The organism is Exiguobacterium sp. s63, assembly GCF_018617335.1.
Lineage (GTDB): Bacteria > Bacillota > Bacilli > Exiguobacteriales > Exiguobacteriaceae > Exiguobacterium.
In genome coordinates this window covers 1,002,336-1,019,741 of the sequence record NZ_JACSKB010000001.1, presented here as the reverse complement: position 1 = coordinate 1,019,741, position 17,406 = coordinate 1,002,336, and the positions used below count along the sequence as shown (strand labels likewise).

Sequence of the window (17,406 nt, the reverse complement as noted above, 5' to 3'; positions counted from 1 at the left end):
GCGCGTGCTTTTTGGTTAATGAATCGTCGTTTGTTTGTTTCGCTCGATTTGGTTGGTAACGACGAGGCTGACGCCAAGAACGACACCGAACACCAATCCGAATAAGGTATTGAAGAGTAACATGAGGATGATCCCGAAGACGAGACCGATACTCATGAGGCCAATCCAATCAAACATATTGAATCCCCTTTTCTGTAGTGGTGCACCTCAATAATTACCCGAATTTCAAAGAAAGAACACCGACGAAATGGATCGATTGATTCATTATACGTGTTTGGACGAACCAGGTTTCGTTTTGTAGAAACTATAGAGAACGCTAATCAAGATGACGAGAACGATGGTTCCAAGAGACATCCAAATCGGCATCTTGTACACATCACCCAAAATCATCTTCGCCCCGATGAAGACGAGCATGAAGCTGAGACCGTGTTTCAAATAGTAGAAGCGGTCGATCAAGTTGGCGAGAACGAAGTAGAGACTACGAAGTCCGAGAATCGCCATGATGTTCGCATAGAAGATGATATACGGGTCACGTGAATACGCAAAACTTGCGGCGACCGAATCGACAGCGAAGACGATATCCGACAACTCGATGAAGATGAGCGCGATGAAGAGGGGGGTGAAGAACAGCTTCCCATTGATGCGTTTCGTGAACTTCCCGGATGTGATGTCTTGTGTGATGGGAAGGCGTCGCTCGAGCCAACGAATCGTCTTGTTTTCTTCAAGTGACTCGTCTTTCCCGATATTCTTATACATCATCCATCCCGTATAAACGAGGAACGCTCCGAACACGTAATAGACCCAACCGAAGTTTTCTAAAAGGGATACCCCAGCGACGATGAAGACGGCGCGGAAGAAAATTGCTCCGAGAATCCCCCAGAACAGTACCTTGTGTTGATACTTGAGTGGGATGGCGAAATAGGCGAAAACAAGTGAGAAGACGAAGACGTTATCGATCGCGAGTGCCTTTTCGATAAAGTAGACGCTCGCATATTCTGTTGCGGCTGTACTGCCTTGCGTGAAGAACAACCATCCTCCGAATGCGATGGCAATCCCGATCCAGACAAACGTCCACGTCCACGCTTCGCGGAGCGAGACTTCGTGTGCTTTACGGTGGAACACCCCGAGGTCAAGTGCGAGCATGAAGATGACGATGAGTAAAAACCCGATGAGTAGGGTCAACAACAACTCCTCCTTTTAAGGTCTTTTGAACTTATATATTAAAAATAGGTTCATGAGAACTTAAAGTCAAGTTTTAATTTCATAAAAAAACCACTCTCTTAAGAGTGGGTCATGAATCGAATCTCTCAATCTGCTGATTGATCAATGTCTTTGACAACATCTGCAAGCATAATTTGTTCAAGCACTTGTTCCATTGCAGCTTGAGCTGTAATGAAAATCGGCTCGATTGTCGCTTGGATGTTTCGACCGATTGGGCAATCAGGATTTGGTTTCTCGTGTATCCCAAACAGTTCATTGGGTTCAACAACAGCAACAGCTTGATATATTTCGAGAAGTGAGATGTCGGTTAATGTTTTTGTAAGAGTCGCACCGGCAACACCAGGTTTGACCTGAATCAATTCAGCCTTCTTCAACATAGCCATAATTTTTCGAATGAGGGCAGGGTTCGTATTTACGCTCCGCGCTAAAAAATCTGACGAGATAACTTCTGGCGGTGAAAGTGCGACAAGAGTCAGCATGTGGATGGCCACTGAAAATCGACTACTGATTGTCATAAATTTCTCCTTTTCTGTTCATGCATGTTAACAACTTTGTTACATGTTTAGTATAACAGGGAAAGAATAATTGACAAATGAGTTACCTGTAATTATTATGATTACATGTAACTGATTCAATTACAGGTTAGAGGAGGAAAATAAAAATGAAGTACTTAGTCACCGGAGCAACGGGTAAACTCGGCTCGAAAATCGTAGAGGAACTTCTCAAATCGATTGATGCGAGTGACCTCGCAGTCAGTGTACGTAATCCGCAGAAAGCAGCATCGCTAAAAGAGCGCGGGATTGATGTACGACACGGAGATTTTGATCAGCCGGACACACTCGATGAAGCGTTCAAAGGTGTTGAGCGTCTGTTGATCATCTCGGCAGATGGCGATAACGATACGCGCATTCGTCAACATACGAACGCGGTTGAGGCGGCGAAACGGGCAGGTGTTTCCTTCATCGCCTACACGAGTCTAGCCGATGCGACAGACAGTGAGAACTTGATGGCACCTCCACACGTCGTCACAGAGGAAGCAATCGTAGAATCGGGGATTCCGTATGCGTTTTTGCGGAACAATTGGTACTTAGAGAACGAATTGCCGAGCATGCAAGCAGTCGTGGACGGGGCACCGTGGATCACAGCGGCTCGGGACGGGAAGGTCGGTTGGGCGCTTCAACAAGACTATGCGGAAGCAGCGGCGAACGTCCTGTTGAAAGAACAGCAAGAGAGTGCGGTGTATGAATTGTCAGGACCGCTCCATACGCAAAAAGATTTAGTAGGTGCACTTAGTGAGGTGTTAGGTCGTGACGTCATGATGCAGGAGCTAAATCTCGAAGCATATGAAGAGACGATGCGCGGGGCAGGGATGCCTGATGACGTAGTTTCCCTACTAGCAGGCATTCAAAAAAGTATTCGTCAAGGGACACTCGAAATTCACGAGAGTGACTTTGAACCGGTTCTTGGACGCCCGGTCACACCGCTCGCGGACGGAATTCGTCAATTACTCGACCGATAATGAAAATGCCCTCGACCGCTTGGTCGAGGGCATTTATGTTAGGCGCGAGTGGCGTGATCTTCGAGTTGAGTCGTCACGTCTTCGAGCGAATTCGCTGTTAGAGCGAGTCGGTCCGACATGGAACTAAGTTCTTTTTGAATGGCGACTTGTTCTTCCGTTGCTGCGGCAACGTGGTGAATCTGTTGCTGGAGTTCGTTCGCCGCATATTTCGTCGATTCAAGTCGTGTTTCGAGTGCTTCCATTTGTGTCGTGACCTGTTGGCGTGTCTCTTGAATCGAAGCGATCTGTTCGTCGATTTCTGAAACATCTTCCGTTAGACGTCCAAAAACAGCCGTCACATCGTTCGTGACCGTTTGACAGTTTTCCGTCGCTTGTTTGAATAGATGCGCCGATTTGGAGACGACGGTCGTATCCTCCATCAACCCACCGAGGACACGGGTCATCTCGGATGCATATTCACGCGATTGGACAGCGAGTTTCCCGACTTCAGAGGCGACGACTGCGAATCCGCGACCAGCCTCACCAGCGCGTGCTGCTTCAATGGATGCGTTCAAGGCGAGCATATTCGTCTGTTCACTGATCGAGCCGACTTGTTGCAAGATTCCTTGGATTTCGGTTGAACGAGTCGACATCGTTGCGACGATTCGATCGAGCTGTTCCGATTCGGTGATGATTTCTTGTACTTTCGCTTCCATGAGATGCATGTCTTTGTTCCCGGCAAGGGCATCTTTAGCGATACGCGAGGACGCTGCGGCTGTCTGGGCCATTCGTTCTTGAATGAGCGCAGTCAATGAACGAATCGAGTGAATTTCATCAGCCCCTTGCGCCATGGATTCCTGTTGGGATGAAGCATGCGCGACAATCGGGTCGACCGTGACAGCGATTTGTTCCCCGGATTCGAGAGACTGATTCGAAGCGGATTCAAGCTCTTCTGCATGACTGTTTAAAGATTGGACAAGCGCACTGACATCGTGAATCGCATGTTGTAATAACTGTCGCGTTTCTTGCTCCTGTGCCTCAACACGTTCCGTCTCTTTGTTACGGAAGTGGATTTGCGCGACGAGGACGGTACTGAGAAGAATCAAATATACGGCATGAACGAGGAGTAAACTGAACGGATAATCGCTCGTCCCACAAATCATCTCAGGAATCAAAAAGTACCCTAGTAAATGTTGCGCAGCAAAGATTCCGGCGCTATACAAAATCAAATCAATTCGACGCATGAACGACAAAATCGCCAAGACGACAAAAATCGAAAAATGATACTCGACGAGTCCTTGTCCACCGGCAACGGTCGAGATGCTTGCGAAGGTGAGCGTCAACATCATCCAATAGGAAAAGGACGCAGAGTCTCGTTTTGCTGTAATGAGCATCATCCCGAATAAAGCAATCGGGATTGCGAAAAGGACCCATGTCACGCCGGAGTACACATAACCGTCTGCACCATTTCGTAAAATTGTATAAGCATAGGCAAAGTCGGTAAAACGATGGAGCACATGGACAATAACCGACGTCATCACAATCAATAACGTCGTCAACAACATCAACTGATTTCGTTTCGTAAAACTCATCTTTCATTCCTCACATTCTCGTGTTCATTTGTTGTAGCTCTATACATATCGGACGAAGTTCACAGAAGTTTATTGCAATTGCATATTCGACGCACAAAAAAAGAGCGCGTGGCTCCTTTTCACATGTTTTCAATTTAACCCGAGCCATTTTTTCACCGGTTCCCGAAAGATATACGTCACGACAATTAAGCCGACAAAGACGAGCGCGGCGATGAAAATCGTGGTGACGCTACCTGACGCGAGACTCGCTCCGAGAAAGCTGTAGGCGAACGTCCCCGGAATCATGCCGAGCACGGTCGCCGGTACAAACGCACGGAAACGGACGCGCGAGATCCCTCCGGCGTAACTGAGTAAGTCAAAACTGACGAGTGGGATGAGCCGAAGGACAAACACGTACAGAAATCCACGACGCTCCATTTGGGTGAACAGTTTTTCGGACCATGGATAGCGCTCGACGTTGATGACCGAACGTCCAAAGAAGCGTCCCATGACGTAACCGGTCGTCGCGGCAGCGGTAGCACCAAAAATAATATAGAGAACTCCTGGCCATACGCCGAACGCGAGTCCGGCTCCGAGTGACAGGACGGATGTCGGTAAAAATGCAACCGGACCGATGGCGTAAAGAAAAATAAAGAAGAGTGGTCCCCACCACCCGAACGACAGAACCGTATCGCGGATGTCAGACGGACGCAACTCATAGTGGAAATGGGTGATGTAGAACAATGTTCCGAACACGAGTAAGAATAAAGTGATTTTCAGCCAGCGTGGCATGAGGCGTCCCTCCTTTTTCTAAGCATACCGTATGCACGGCTCACGAAAGAGAAATGAATGTGCGAAAAAACCGAAGCGTTAGCCTCGGTTTCCTTCATAGCGCTGAATCCATTGCTCGACCGTCATCTTCTCGACGAGTTCTCCAATGAGGTCAAACGGGATCCGTTTCACGTTATTGAAGCGAATACAGCTTTTCCCCATGTCGAGTTTCGTTGGGACCCGATTCGCATACTCCTGTTCGAACCACGCGAGCAATTCAGGGTCGGAGTAGATGCCCATATGGTAAAGCCCGACGTGACGCTTTTGCGCGATCACGCTAATGAACGGGAGCGGTGTCCCTGGTGTGACGTGATAACCCGACGGATATCGCTCGAGTGGGACGACGTAATGGACACCCTGTCCGTCCGTCGTCTTTTCAAAGCCTTCTGGCAAATGGTCATCGATAACTTCGATCAGATGAATAAATGAATCGAGTCGTTCCTCGTCGACGAGTGTCGTCACGTCCATCATGATTCGCCACCTCGTAAAATTTTCTCCATTTTCTTTCCTTTTGCCAACTCATCGATGAGTTTGTCCAAATAACGGATCTCACGCATAAGTGGTTCTTCCACGTTCTCGACGCGGACCCCACAGACGACGCCTTTGATGAGAGCACGATCTTCATTCAGGCGAGGTGCGGCAGAGAAGAACGTATCGAAATCAACCTCGTCAGCAATCTGACGCTCGAGCCCAGTTTGATCATAACCCGTCAACCATTCGATAATCGTGTCGACTTCTTCTTTCGTCCGTCCTTTTCGTTCGGCTTTGGCGACGTAGTGTGGATAGACGCTCGCAAAGCTCGTCGTGTAAATGCGGTGTGCCATCTGTATCCCTCGTTTCGGTCTTATTTTCTTTATTTTCTCATACTTTGACCGAAGCAGGTTACACCCATTCCAAGATTCCATTCAAATCGTCATAAATCGTGTCTGGCGCTACATCAAATTCTTCGAAATGTAAGGCATTCCGATTGATCCATGCCGCGTGGAAGCCGAAGTTCTTCGCCCCGGCGATGTCCCAGCCGTTTGACGATAAGAAGAGCACCTCGTCACGACGAAGACCGGATGTTTTGAACCAGTGCATGTAGGCGGCAGGAGATGGTTTTGGTTGTTTGATGCCGTCAACGCTGACAACTTCATCGAAATATTCGCTCAGACTGGCGTTGTGAAGCAGTGCCTCGAGCATCTCGTCCGTCCCGTTTGAGAGAATGACGGTCTTTACGTCATGCAACTGTTTGAGGACCGATTCGACTTCCTCATACGGGGTGAGGTGCGCATACGATGCGATCAAGCGTTTCTCGATGTTCTCCGTCGATGTTGCATCATGCACGGCTAATGCGTAACGGAGTGCGTCCCGGGTCACTGACTCGAAATCTTCATAGCGTCCCATGATGTGGCGCCAAAAGAAATACTCGAGTTGTTTCGTTCGCCATACTTGGCTGATGGCATCTCCTTTTTCCGGGAACTCTTGTTCACAGGCATCCTTCACCGAATGAACGTCGAACAATGTGCCATATACGTCAAAGACGATGGCTTTGATGGGTTGTTTCATAAAAACATTCCTCCTTCTGTGTCGTTATACCCGTCTTTTGAGAATATAATAGGAGAAAGGGGGTTCGACATGTATATCCAAAACCGATATTCCGTCAACGACGAAGCTGATATCTATGCTTTTTTACATGCCCATCCATTCGGCACGATTGTGACACATGACGGGGACAAGCCGATTGCGACACATGTCCCGTTACGATTCGATGAGGCGAACAGTCAACTGACGACGCATATTGCGAAAGCGAATCCGCAGTGGCGAACGATTGAAGATCAAACTGTTCTCGTCATGTTTCAAGGACATGATGCTTACGTTTCGGCGTCCTGGTACGGACACGAGGACGTATCGACATGGAACTATCAGGCCGTACACGTGTATGGACGTGCGACGATTCTCAACGAGGACGAATTAGTAGAGGAACTTGCTGGTATGCTTCATGAGCATGAAGGGGAACGTGAGCATGCGGTACGTTGGGAGGCGTTATCGGAACCAGTGAAGCGACAAATGAACGGAGTCGTCGGGTTTCGGATTGATATCACTGACATTCAGGCGACGTTCAAGTTAAGTCAAAACCGAAATGATATGGACCACGAGCGAATCGTATCAGAGCTTCAAAAACAAAATGAACCGATTGCAGACGTCATGAGACGGCATCGGAAGTCTTGACCCACCTGTCCTAAAACGACAGGTTTTTTCATTTTTCTAGACCGAATAGCGGTTGACATGACTTAGGAGCAGGTCTATACTCATAAATGATAATGATTATCAGTATCGACAAAATACAGAGAAGTTCGAAAAGGAGAAAATCACGTGAACAACACATTCAAGAAATGGTTACATATGTTTATCTTTGTGTCGGCATTTGCACTAATTTTAGCCGGTTGTGGTTCGGAAGAAGCTGAGAACGCTTCCACGAATGAAGGGACGGAAGAATCGGCAGAAGGGTTCCCAATCACAATCGAGCACGCATTCGGAGAGACGGTCATTGAGAAAAAACCGGAACGTGTCGCAACGATTTCATGGGGAAACCATGATGTCGCACTTGCGCTCGACGTCGTACCGGTCGGATTCTCGGCTGCGAACTACGGTGTCCAGGACGATAGCGGTATGCTTCCATGGACGTCAGAGAAATTGAAAGCACTCGGGGAAGAGAACCCGAACATCTATCAAGATACAGACGGATTAGACTTTGAAGCAATCGCGGATTCAAACCCGGACGTGATCTTGGCGGCCTACTCAGGCATCACGCAAGAAGACTATGACACGCTCAGTCAAATCGCACCGGTCGTGGCATACCAGGAAACACCTTGGGTCACGTCATGGCAAGACATGGTTCGCTATGACTCACTCGCAATGGGACTCGGTGAAGAAGGCGAACAGTTGATCAAGGACACGGAGCAGTTGATCACCGACAAAGCGACAGCCGTTCCTGAGATTGCTGGAAAGAAAGCCGCATTCGTCTCGATGAGCGCGGAAGACCTTTCAAAATTCTATATCTATACGACGGGTGACCCACGTGGTGCCTTCATCGAAGAACTCGGGATGGAGTATCCACAAAACATTGTCGACGAAGCAGAGAAAACAGACAGCTTCTATCTTGAACTCAGCAAAGAGAACGCTGACATCTTGAACGACGTCGACATCTTCGTCACGTACGGAAATGAAGACACGTTGAAGGCGCTTCAAGCAGACCCGCTTTACAGTAAAGTACCAGCCATTGAACGCGGATCGGTCGTTTTGATTGAAGATAACACACCACTCGCAGCGGCAGGAACGCCGACGCCACTCTCGATTGAATATACGATTGATGAGTACGTTTCACGCGTATCGGATGCCCTCGCGAAAGTAAAATGATGCAAAATCAGGTGAAACAGATGCACACACCAAAGCACTTTCCGCTTCTCTTGATCGGGACGCTCGTACTGACGGTGCTATGCATCGTGGCATCCCTTGCCTTCGGCTCACGAACAGTCGGGTGGAATGAACTGCTGGACGGTTTATTCCGTCCGGCTGTTCAGTCGTATGAAGCGGATATTGTCCGGGAGCGGGTCGTCCGGACAATCTTTAGTTTCATGTGTGGCGCGGCACTTGGTGTGGCGGGGGCGCTCATGCAGTCGGTGACGCGTAACCCAATCGCCGATCCGAGCATTCTTGGGGTCAACACGGGAGCAGCGCTCGCCGTCGTCATCGGCATCGCGTTCTTTAACATCTCGACAGCGAGTGCGTTCATCTGGTTCGCGCTCGTCGGGGCGCTATTGACGGCCATTTTCGTTTTCGGTATCGGTTCGCTCGGAAGAGGAGGGGCGACCCCGCTCAAACTCGTCTTAGCGGGAGCTGCGACAAGTGCAGCCTTATCCTCGCTCGTCATGGCGCTCATGATTCCACGTTCGAACGTCATGGATCAATTCCGTTTTTGGCAAGTCGGGAGTGTCGGTGCAGGAAACATCGATTCGATTTATACATTTTTACCGTTTCTTTTAATCGGTCTCGTGATCGCGGTCGTGACCGCGCCTTCTTTGAATGCGCTCGCGCTCGGGGAGGAGATGGCGAAGAGCCTCGGCGTTCGGACAGGCACGTTGAAACTGACCGCCTCGTTCGCAGGCGTCATTTTATGCGGGGCGGCGACGGCACTTGCCGGCCCAATCGGCTTTATCGGACTTCTCGCCCCCCATTTGATTCGACTCGTGCTCGGTCCGGACCAGCGTTATCTCATGCCGATGTCTGCTTTTGCGGGCGCCATCATCTTAACTTTCTCGGACGTCATCGGACGTTTGCTTGGAAGCCCGGGAGAGCTCGAGGTCGGAATTGTGACGGCGTTCATCGGGGCACCGATTCTGATTCTATTGACAATGAAAGTGAAAGTACGAGGACTATGATGCAACCAGCGATTGAACAAATCAGACAAGGTCGCATGAAGCGACGCCGTCGTTATGTCGGGATGACGCTTCTCTTGAGCGTCATCGCGCTCACGCTGAGCGGCTTGATGCTTATGCTAGGTAATACGATTTATCCCGTTCAGGATGTCATCCGCGTCTTGCTCGGGGAAGACGTGCAAGGGGCGACCTTCGCCGTTGAGGTATTGCGTCTTCCTCGCATGCTCGCCGGTGTCTTCGCCGGGGCGGCGTTTGGTGCCGCGGGAACGATTTTCCAGACGATGCTTCGTAACCCGCTTGCCAACCCGAACGTCATCGGCATCACGACCGGTTCGAGTGCGGCTGCCGTCTTTTGTATCGTCGTTCTCCAGTCGAGCGAGGCCATCATCTCGATTGCATCGATTATCGGAGGACTCGTGACCGTGCTCGTCATCTATTTCTTATCCAAAGGGGCCGCCTTCTCCATCGGACGCCTCGTCTTGGTCGGAATTGGCATTCAGGCGATGCTCACGGCGGTCATCAATTATTTACTGCTCATCAGCCGACAAAATGATGTCGCGATGGCCATGAGGTGGTTGACAGGAAGTTTAAATGGGGTGAAGCTAGAGGAGTTGCCGCCTTTAATCATCACAGTACTCATCTGTTTACCAATCGTCCTGTTACTCACACGTCAGCTCGAAATGCTCGAGCTTGGGGAAATGGCGGCGACAGGACTCGGGATCAATACGAACCAAACCCGATTGCTTCTCATCGTTGCGGCGGTGTTCATGCTTGCGCTTGCGACAGCGACAACAGGACCGATCGCCTTCATCGCCTTTTTGGCGGGACCGATTGCGAAACGCCTCGTCGGAACGAGTCACGCCGGGATCTTTCCGGCAGCGCTTGTCGGTATCATCTTAGTGCTCGCGGCCGACCTTGTCGGGCAATTCGCCTTCACGGCACGCTATCCGGTCGGTGTCATCACCGGCATCATCGGCGCGCCTTATCTCTTATACTTGTTGATTCGGATGAACCAGAAAGGGGACTTCTAAATGGCATCCATTATGAAAGTTGAACATCTTACCTCAGGATACGAGGACAAGATGATTTTGAACGATATCAGTCTTGAAATTCCGAGCAATCAAATCAGCATCATCATCGGTGCGAACGGTTGCGGGAAATCGACGCTACTGAAGACAATGGCACGCCTCATTAAACCGAATGCCGGTCAAGTGACGCTTTATGGTAAGCCGATCTCGAAGATGGCACCAAAAAAGCTAGCGCGTGTCCTTGGGATGTTGCCACAGTCTCCGGTCGTACCGGAAGGGATCACGGTCGCCGATCTCGTCGGTCGCGGTCGTTACCCCCATCAATCGTTCTTGAAGGGATGGACGAAAGCCGACTATGAGGCCGTCGCTGAGGCGATGGAGATGATGAACATCACCGAGTTTGCGGACCGTCCAATCGATGAGTTGTCAGGTGGGCAACGCCAACGTGTCTGGATTGCGATGGCACTGGCTCAACAGACAGATGTGCTTTTCTTAGATGAACCGACGACATATCTCGATATCACGTACCAGGTCGAGATTCTCGATTTGTTGACGGATTTGAACCGAAAGTACGGGACGACAATCGTCATGGTGCTTCACGATATCAACTTGTCGGCGCGTTATGCAGACTATATTTTCGCACTCGATAAAGGGAAGTTGATTGCGGAAGGAAAGCCGTCGGACGTCATCACGTGTGATTTGATTCATCGTGTCTTCAACCTGCGCTGTTCGGTCATGTGTGATCCGGTATCCGGTTCACCGTCGGTCATTCCGATTGGTCGCCATCACGTGCAGACGGAAACGGAAGAACCGCCTGTCGCGCAGCTTGAGTTGGTGTGACCACGTATAGAGAGTCAAGAAGGGGCGAGCGCTCCTTCTTTTTTTGTTTATCCATGAAAGCGTTCTAAAAAAGTCGTTGACTTCTCCAAATGGCAGGTGTATGCTATAAATCCTGCCCAAAAATGAGAGGCACGGGGACTGGCATCAGTTCATTCGATATTCGAGAGGAATGACTTAAGATGAACCAACAACAATTAGTCGAGCGCGCACGCCAATTGAAGGACAATGCGTATTCACCATATTCGAAGTTCCGCGTCGGTGCGGCACTTCTCATGAAGGACGGCACGGTCATCGACGGCGTCAACGTCGAGAACGTCTCGTTCGGAGCAACGAACTGTGCAGAGCGCACAGCCATTTTCACAGCGGTCGCCCAAGGATACAAAAAGGGGGACTTCGAAGCGGTTGCCGTGTCTGGTGACACGGAAGACTTCTTGCCACCATGTAGCATCTGCCGTCAGGTCATGGTCGAGTTTGGTGGTCCTGACTTCAAAGTACTGCTCACAAACGGCAATGCCGATGTGAAAGAAGTGACGCTTGGGGAGCTCGTCCCGCTCGCGTTCACAGATTTGGATATGTAATCGCAGACCCCTCAGATTTCTGAGGGGTTTTCTCATCTGAAAAAGTGAAAGAATAATCGCGGAATGGCCTGAATAATATAAAAAATCAATTCTAAGAAATCGAGGCCAGCGAGTCCATTTGACCAACTGTCCTCTTCGCGGAAAGTGACTACTTTTCCACGCACTGGTCGCTTTCGTCCTTTCCATCGAATTGGGAGAGCGGTCGCGTTCTCCACGTCCGGGTGATTCATGACACGCATATGCAAGCGTGGCTCTACTATGTTTCCAGAGCGTCCGCAGCGGGCAATCAACTTTTTGGTTTTCACTTGGTCTCCAACTTTGACGGCGATCGAACCGCTCTCTAAGTGAGCGAGAAGCGTGTATTCATCATGTTTATGTTGAATGATGACGTGATTGCCAAGTGGATGATCAGTATTTGGTTCATCTGGTAGCCCATCGACGACCTGATGAACTGTACCATCGAGAGGGGACAGGACTTGTTCTCCAAACGCATACGAGCCATCGATTCCGACTTTTCTACGATTGTAAGGTTGCTGATCTTTTGTTTTTAAAAAGTCATAGCCATCACGTTTCTTTCGAATCGGTTCATGAAAATACATTCCGACGTTCGTTCCTTCTGAGACAACGAACCACTGCTCTTTGAATGGAAGGTGGTATTTGTTTTTCGTGAAAGGATTGGTCTCTTTTGAAGAGGATGTGACCGTCATCTGAATGGATTCAATCTGATTCACGCGATTAAATTGAACGCTCAATAACTTTTCTTTTCGGAAATCCGACCATAATACATATCGATTCCCATTCAAGACCATCTCATTGATTAGACGATAGCGACGGATTCCATGATGAAAAGAAGACGCTTCGTGATGAAACGTGTCCATGGAATAATGAGATTTGCACGAATCGGTCATTTGATGATAAATGTCATCGAATTGACCATCTTTGAATAAGTGGATGAACTGTATATTCTCATAATGCATGGGCATACCGCCTTTTTTTAAATTAGTCCTTTATACGAATTTAGGTATATGAATGTTCCGTTATGAATAAAAAAATCATTCGAGGAAGTTTTTTTGACATTTCGAGAATTATCGAATAACATGAGCGTATGAAAAATGCTGTGGAACTTTTTAAAGTGTTGGGAAATGAGACGAGACTCGAAATGTTGCATTGGTTAAAAGAGCCGATGCGTCACTTCGACAAACCGACAGCGCATCTTACGAAAAATATGAGCGAGAAAGGAGGCGTATGTGTTGGGGATATCCAGGAAAAGACTACGTTATCCCCATCGACGGTCTCACATTATTTAAAAATGATGCAAAGCGTTGGATTGTTAGAGTCTGAGCGACACGGGCAGTGGACGTACTATCGAAGAAATGAAGAAGTGCTCCAAGAACTGTCTCGGTATATCGGAGAAGAGCTTTGACTCTTTTCCACGCTTTTAATTTCGATTTTTCTCGAAATATAGATATAAGCAGCGTATGGAAATGGAGGAGAAGAGTATGAAATCAATTTTTTACGTCCTCGCTTTTTTAGCGGGTGTGGCGCTCAGTCTTGAGGGAGCGATGTATGCGAGTTTAGGAGAAACGATTGGAAAACTCGAAAGTAGTTTATATAACTTTGCCGTCGGTACGATTATTTTAGGTGTGGCGCTATTATTCTTCGGCAAAGGCAAATTGTCTTACACGAAAGAAGCACCGAAGTGGCAGTTGACAGGAGGACTACTTGGATTGATTTATCTCACGATTCTTGTCGTCGGAATCCCGTTGATTGGAGTCGGTATGGCAATGAGTAGTGTCGTCGTCGGTCAATTGATCATGTCGATGGTAATCGAACACAACGGTTGGCTTGGAAGTCCGAAAGTGACAGTACGAAAAGAAAAAATTATGGCGGTCGGACTGATGATCGTATCGTTATTCTTAATCTATTAATCGGGAGGTTGTAAACATGTCTATCTTATTATTGCTCGTCACTGTGATTGGAGGCGCACTCCTCAGTGCTCAATCTTCGGTGAATGGCGCGTTTAGCCGTAAAGCCGGTACATTAGAAAGTGCCTTTTTAACGTTCATTACGGGAGCCATGATGCTGTTCTTGCTTGTTTTGTTCTTTGGAAGCGGGAAGATTTTAAGTATTTTAGACGCTCCTGTGTGGCAACTGAGTGCCGTGTGGCTCGGAGTGGGTTATTTATTTTTAACGATTTTAGCAGTACCTAAAATCGGTGTCATTGCCGCGAATTTAGCCGCGATCATTGGTCAACTTTCAATGGGAATGGTCATTGACCATTTCGGATGGTTCGAAGGTGCTGTGATTCCATTCGACACGAAACGGTTAATTGCGTTGATTTTGATGATTGTCGCATTGCGATTATTGTATGTAGGGAACATAAAACAAGCGAAAGAAAGGTCTACTTCCAAATCGATCGCATCATAAGAAAATCTCCTGAAACACGAGTTTCAGGAGATTTTTGTTATAGACTGATTGATTCACCGTCTTCAGGAACAATTAGTTGATTGGCAAATTCATGCTCGTCTGCATAAGCTCGTAAGTCAGTCCGTGACAAGTTCCAGTGGTTCACTGCCTCCATATGGACGGCGATGATGCTAGCTTCCGGGGCAGCTTCTGCTACATGACGTACGTCCACTTCATTCATGACGAGTGAACCACCTTCTAAGAATTGATTGTCTCCCGCATTGACGACGATCACCTCTGGGCGATGCGATTGAATGGTGTCAGCGACACCCTCATACCAAACTGTATCTCCAGCGACGTATAACGTTTTTTCTGCTTCATGTGTAAAGACGACACCGCACACTTGACCAGTCAACGCTAAGATGTCGCCTCGACCATGCTCACCGACCGTTTTGACGAGATGAATACCTTCGAATTCGGTCGATTCAGTCAACACGCGAACATCTGTGAATCCATCCTGTTGAATCGTGGTTTGGTCTGCTTCATTTTGAACGAAAATCGGAATCTCTTTTGCAAGTACCTCTTTTGCGACTTCGTCATAGTGGTCAAGATGAAGATGGGTCAAGATGACGGCATCAATTCCGTGTAGAAGATTTTCAATCGAAATCGGCAATTCAACGAGTGGATTTTGCTCATCTTGACGAGCCGAGTTTGGGAAAGGTGGATACGTGCCTTTCTTCGCAAGAAATGGATCGATGAGAAACGTTTTCCCAGCATACTCGAGTCGTAGTGTCGCGTTTCGGATCAATTGAATGTTCATAGGTGATTCTCCTTTTTCCATGTAGTATATATGTAGTGTAGAACGTACCCGTTTTGTAAGACATCACTTCATTCAAGTCTTTTTATCGATTGACTTGAATGATGAAAGGAGTTGCCGCATGGACGCAACAGATCGACGTATTATTGAAGCCTTGCAACAAAACAGTCGTATGACAATGAAGGAACTAGGAGAACACGTTCACTTGACGGGGCAAGCAACAGCCACACGGGTGAAGAAGTTAGAAGACCTTGGAATTATCGAAGGATACACGATTCGAATCAATGAGGATCAAATCGGTTTGCCAATTCATGCGATGATTACGATTTACACGACGAGCACATTTCACGATCCATACCTTCTTTTTCTTAAAGAGCATCGGCAATACGTACGACATAACTACAAGGTGAGTGGGGATGGATGCTATCTACTCGAGTGTCGTTTCCCAACGAATCACGAACTGAATGCATTTTTAGATGGACTCAGCAAATACGTGAACTATAAAATATCACTTGTCATTCATCAAAATACCCAGTGAATTCAATCGTTCACTGGGTATTTGTTAAGCGTACAAATTCATCAAACGTTCCGCATGCTCCTTCATCATCTCCCGCAACGTACTTGGCGATTTGACCTCCACTTCAGCACCTGCCTTCAACAGCTGTCTCGACAAAAACGGAAGCTCTTCTTCGGGTACGTCCCATTCATTCTTCTCTTCAATATCGGGTAATACATCTTCAAGTAAACGACGACCGAGTGACGTCAGCTCGAGTTGAACGGTCATACCGCCTCGTTCATCACTTGTCTGAAGCAAGGTCACCAAATCCTCTGACTCAAACGATTCTTCGAGCAACTTGACCGCTTCCACTCGATCAATCCGATATTGCCGAAGTCCCAGTTCAGAGAGCCCGAAGACATACCACTTCAAATCAAGGAGTGCCATGCCGATTGGGGCGACGGTGAACGTACGTGATCCTTTCGTCGTTTGATACGTCATCTCGATCTTGTTCTTGCGCTCGACCGCCTGATAGATGTCCTTTGTGAACGGAGCCTTTGGAATCTGTTTGTTCCCGAGCCACAGGATATTTCGTTCTAAGTGATGAATCTTCGTTTCTAAGTCCTGAGGTAACTCGTTCACGTACCAGTCGGACAGGGTATTTCGTATATCACCGAACGGAACGTCCGGGATGTGTTCCATCCATTTGAGCGTAAGATAAAGGGCGACGGCTTCTTGCTCGCGAAGGTGGAGTGGTGGCAACAAACGATTCGGTAGCACCTCATATCCACCACCAACCCCGGGCACACTCCAAATCGGATAACCGAGTTCTTCGAGCGATAGCATATCCCGTTGGATTGTTCGAATAGAGGCACCTGTCTCTTGAGCGAGTTCTTCAGCGGTAAAACGTCGTCCGCGATTAAGTAGTCGAATCAGTTGCAAGTGTCGTTTTTTCAAAGTTATCATTCCCGTCATCTTTTGTCGTATTTGTTCGTTAAGTTGAATGTATCACGAATCAAGGAGGGAGACACGATGCCGAATGTAGTGTTGTATATTGCGATGAGTTTAGATGGGAAGATTGCCCGGTCGAACGACCAACTCGATTGGTTGTTCGCCGTAGAGGGGGACGGGGACAATGGATACGCTGAATTTTTCAAGACCGTTGGTGCTGTCATCATGGGACGGAAGACATATGAGGAAGTCCTTCAATTGTCAGAAGAGTACCCATATCCAGATGTGCCGAACTATGTGATGACGCGGAATCCGGACCGTGAGGCGGAACATGTCACCTTTACGGATGAACCAATCGAAGAACTGATTGATCGGTTGAAAGGAGAAGTCGATCAAGACATCTGGCTCATCGGCGGGGGAGAAGTTATTAAAGCCGCGATGGAGCATGACTTGATTGACCGGTATGAGATTGCGATTGCACCGATCGTGTTGGGTGAGGGAATCCCACTTTTCCCAGAAGGCACGAAAGAAACGAAGCTTCGACTGACAAGTCAACGCGCATCCGGTCAGTTCATCATGGCGACATATGAGAGTTCAAAAATCGAGTCCAAATAAGGATTCGATTTTTTTATGACGAATAAAAATGAAGAATCGATTTACTTCTAAAGTAAAAATATTCTTTCAAATAAATAATAAAAACCTTAAAATGTTAGTAAATGATGCTAATTGGATATAAGAAGAGAATAGTACT

Annotated in this window: 23 protein-coding genes; 12 read left to right on the top strand and 11 right to left on the bottom strand. The window is 48.0% G+C overall.

The annotated features are described in order from the left end of the window. Positions 1-15 precede the first annotated feature (15 nt). From KNO90_RS05080 to KNO90_RS05070, 3 genes are all read right to left on the bottom strand, one after another. Positions 16-177: a hypothetical protein gene (locus tag KNO90_RS05080; protein WP_215113159.1), complete on the bottom strand. Its 162-nt coding sequence runs from the start codon at positions 175-177 to the stop codon at positions 16-18. Positions 178-264: 87 nt separating this feature from the next. Then, entirely contained in the window at positions 265-1,182 is a 918-nt protein-coding gene (locus KNO90_RS05075) for a TerC family protein (protein WP_215113158.1), read from the bottom strand. A 125-nt stretch (positions 1,183-1,307) separates the two neighbouring features. Continuing rightward, positions 1,308-1,736 carry an Rrf2 family transcriptional regulator gene (locus KNO90_RS05070; RefSeq protein WP_215113157.1) on the bottom strand — a complete coding sequence of 143 codons (429 nt, stop codon included), beginning with the start codon at positions 1,734-1,736 and terminating at the stop codon, positions 1,308-1,310. A 146-nt stretch (positions 1,737-1,882) separates the two neighbouring features. Between KNO90_RS05070 and KNO90_RS05065 the strand changes: the two genes are divergently transcribed. Then, positions 1,883-2,740 (top strand): SDR family oxidoreductase, encoded by an 858-nt coding sequence (locus KNO90_RS05065; protein ID WP_215113156.1) that lies wholly within the window; start codon positions 1,883-1,885, stop codon positions 2,738-2,740. A 38-nt stretch (positions 2,741-2,778) separates the two neighbouring features. On the opposite strand, the gene KNO90_RS05060 is transcribed toward KNO90_RS05065, so the two are convergent. The 5 genes from KNO90_RS05060 to KNO90_RS05040 form a co-directional block, all read right to left on the bottom strand. After that, positions 2,779-4,311 carry a methyl-accepting chemotaxis protein gene (locus tag KNO90_RS05060; protein WP_214742042.1) on the bottom strand — a complete coding sequence of 511 codons (1,533 nt, stop codon included), beginning with the start codon at positions 4,309-4,311 and terminating at the stop codon, positions 2,779-2,781. 129 nt (positions 4,312-4,440) lie between these two features. Beyond that, on the bottom strand, positions 4,441-5,082 hold the full coding sequence (locus KNO90_RS05055; protein ID WP_214742041.1) for a TVP38/TMEM64 family protein: 642 nt from the start codon (positions 5,080-5,082) through the stop codon (positions 4,441-4,443). 78 nt (positions 5,083-5,160) lie between these two features. Further along, positions 5,161-5,592 (bottom strand): DUF1801 domain-containing protein, encoded by a 432-nt coding sequence (locus KNO90_RS05050; RefSeq protein ID WP_215113155.1) that lies wholly within the window; start codon positions 5,590-5,592, stop codon positions 5,161-5,163. Then, on the bottom strand, positions 5,589-5,945 hold the full coding sequence (locus KNO90_RS05045; protein WP_214742039.1) for a DUF2200 domain-containing protein: 357 nt from the start codon (positions 5,943-5,945) through the stop codon (positions 5,589-5,591). Before KNO90_RS05045 ends, KNO90_RS05050 begins: the two co-directional genes overlap by 4 nt. 58 nt (positions 5,946-6,003) lie before the next feature. Next, positions 6,004-6,669, bottom strand: a complete 666-nt coding sequence (locus KNO90_RS05040; RefSeq protein WP_215113154.1) for a haloacid dehalogenase type II — start codon at positions 6,667-6,669, stop codon at positions 6,004-6,006. Positions 6,670-6,738: 69 nt separating this feature from the next. Here KNO90_RS05040 and KNO90_RS05035 point away from each other — a divergent pair, with 69 nt between their 5' ends. From KNO90_RS05035 to KNO90_RS05010, 6 genes are all read left to right on the top strand, one after another. Then, positions 6,739-7,332 (top strand): FMN-binding negative transcriptional regulator, encoded by a 594-nt coding sequence (locus KNO90_RS05035; RefSeq protein WP_215113153.1) that lies wholly within the window; start codon positions 6,739-6,741, stop codon positions 7,330-7,332. A gap of 144 nt (positions 7,333-7,476) precedes the next feature. Then, positions 7,477-8,520 (top strand): iron-siderophore ABC transporter substrate-binding protein, encoded by a 1,044-nt coding sequence (locus KNO90_RS05030; protein WP_353048476.1) that lies wholly within the window; start codon positions 7,477-7,479, stop codon positions 8,518-8,520. Between the two features lie 20 nt (positions 8,521-8,540). Continuing rightward, positions 8,541-9,542, top strand: coding sequence for a FecCD family ABC transporter permease (locus KNO90_RS05025; protein ID WP_251127325.1), 1,002 nt, complete (start codon positions 8,541-8,543; stop codon positions 9,540-9,542). After that, positions 9,539-10,570 (top strand): FecCD family ABC transporter permease, encoded by a 1,032-nt coding sequence (locus tag KNO90_RS05020; RefSeq protein ID WP_215113151.1) that lies wholly within the window; start codon positions 9,539-9,541, stop codon positions 10,568-10,570. Before KNO90_RS05025 ends, KNO90_RS05020 begins: the two co-directional genes overlap by 4 nt. Further along, positions 10,571-11,407, top strand: coding sequence for an ABC transporter ATP-binding protein (locus KNO90_RS05015; RefSeq protein WP_215113150.1), 837 nt, complete (start codon positions 10,571-10,573; stop codon positions 11,405-11,407). A 179-nt stretch (positions 11,408-11,586) separates the two neighbouring features. Then, on the top strand, positions 11,587-11,985 hold the full coding sequence (locus KNO90_RS05010; protein WP_214742033.1) for a cytidine deaminase: 399 nt from the start codon (positions 11,587-11,589) through the stop codon (positions 11,983-11,985). A 32-nt stretch (positions 11,986-12,017) separates the two neighbouring features. Here the strand turns inward: KNO90_RS05010 and KNO90_RS05005 are convergent, their stop codons facing one another. Continuing rightward, complete coding sequence (locus KNO90_RS05005) at positions 12,018-12,962, bottom strand: M23 family metallopeptidase (RefSeq protein WP_215113149.1); 945 nt, start codon at positions 12,960-12,962, stop codon at positions 12,018-12,020. Positions 12,963-13,090: 128 nt separating this feature from the next. Between KNO90_RS05005 and KNO90_RS05000 the strand changes: the two genes are divergently transcribed. The 3 genes from KNO90_RS05000 to KNO90_RS04990 all read left to right on the top strand — a co-directional run bounded on the left by KNO90_RS05000 (position 13,091) and on the right by KNO90_RS04990 (position 14,412). Further along, positions 13,091-13,408 (top strand): ArsR/SmtB family transcription factor, encoded by a 318-nt coding sequence (locus KNO90_RS05000; protein ID WP_214742031.1) that lies wholly within the window; start codon positions 13,091-13,093, stop codon positions 13,406-13,408. A 76-nt stretch (positions 13,409-13,484) separates the two neighbouring features. Then, positions 13,485-13,913 carry a DMT family transporter gene (locus tag KNO90_RS04995; RefSeq protein WP_215113148.1) on the top strand — a complete coding sequence of 143 codons (429 nt, stop codon included), beginning with the start codon at positions 13,485-13,487 and terminating at the stop codon, positions 13,911-13,913. Positions 13,914-13,929: 16 nt separating this feature from the next. Next, positions 13,930-14,412 carry a DMT family transporter gene (locus KNO90_RS04990; RefSeq protein ID WP_214742029.1) on the top strand — a complete coding sequence of 161 codons (483 nt, stop codon included), beginning with the start codon at positions 13,930-13,932 and terminating at the stop codon, positions 14,410-14,412. Positions 14,413-14,449: 37 nt separating this feature from the next. On the opposite strand, the gene KNO90_RS04985 is transcribed toward KNO90_RS04990, so the two are convergent. Continuing rightward, positions 14,450-15,211 carry an MBL fold metallo-hydrolase gene (locus KNO90_RS04985; protein WP_215113147.1) on the bottom strand — a complete coding sequence of 254 codons (762 nt, stop codon included), beginning with the start codon at positions 15,209-15,211 and terminating at the stop codon, positions 14,450-14,452. 118 nt (positions 15,212-15,329) lie between these two features. On the opposite strand from KNO90_RS04985, the gene KNO90_RS04980 reads away from it, so the two are divergent. After that, complete coding sequence (locus tag KNO90_RS04980; protein ID WP_215113146.1) at positions 15,330-15,746, top strand: Lrp/AsnC family transcriptional regulator; 417 nt, start codon at positions 15,330-15,332, stop codon at positions 15,744-15,746. Positions 15,747-15,770: 24 nt separating this feature from the next. On the opposite strand, the gene KNO90_RS04975 is transcribed toward KNO90_RS04980, so the two are convergent. Next, complete coding sequence (locus tag KNO90_RS04975) at positions 15,771-16,670, bottom strand: helix-turn-helix transcriptional regulator (protein WP_215113145.1); 900 nt, start codon at positions 16,668-16,670, stop codon at positions 15,771-15,773. 66 nt (positions 16,671-16,736) lie between these two features. On the opposite strand from KNO90_RS04975, the gene KNO90_RS04970 reads away from it, so the two are divergent. Then, on the top strand, positions 16,737-17,270 hold the full coding sequence (locus tag KNO90_RS04970; RefSeq protein WP_215113144.1) for a dihydrofolate reductase family protein: 534 nt from the start codon (positions 16,737-16,739) through the stop codon (positions 17,268-17,270). Positions 17,271-17,406: the final 136 nt, after the last annotated feature.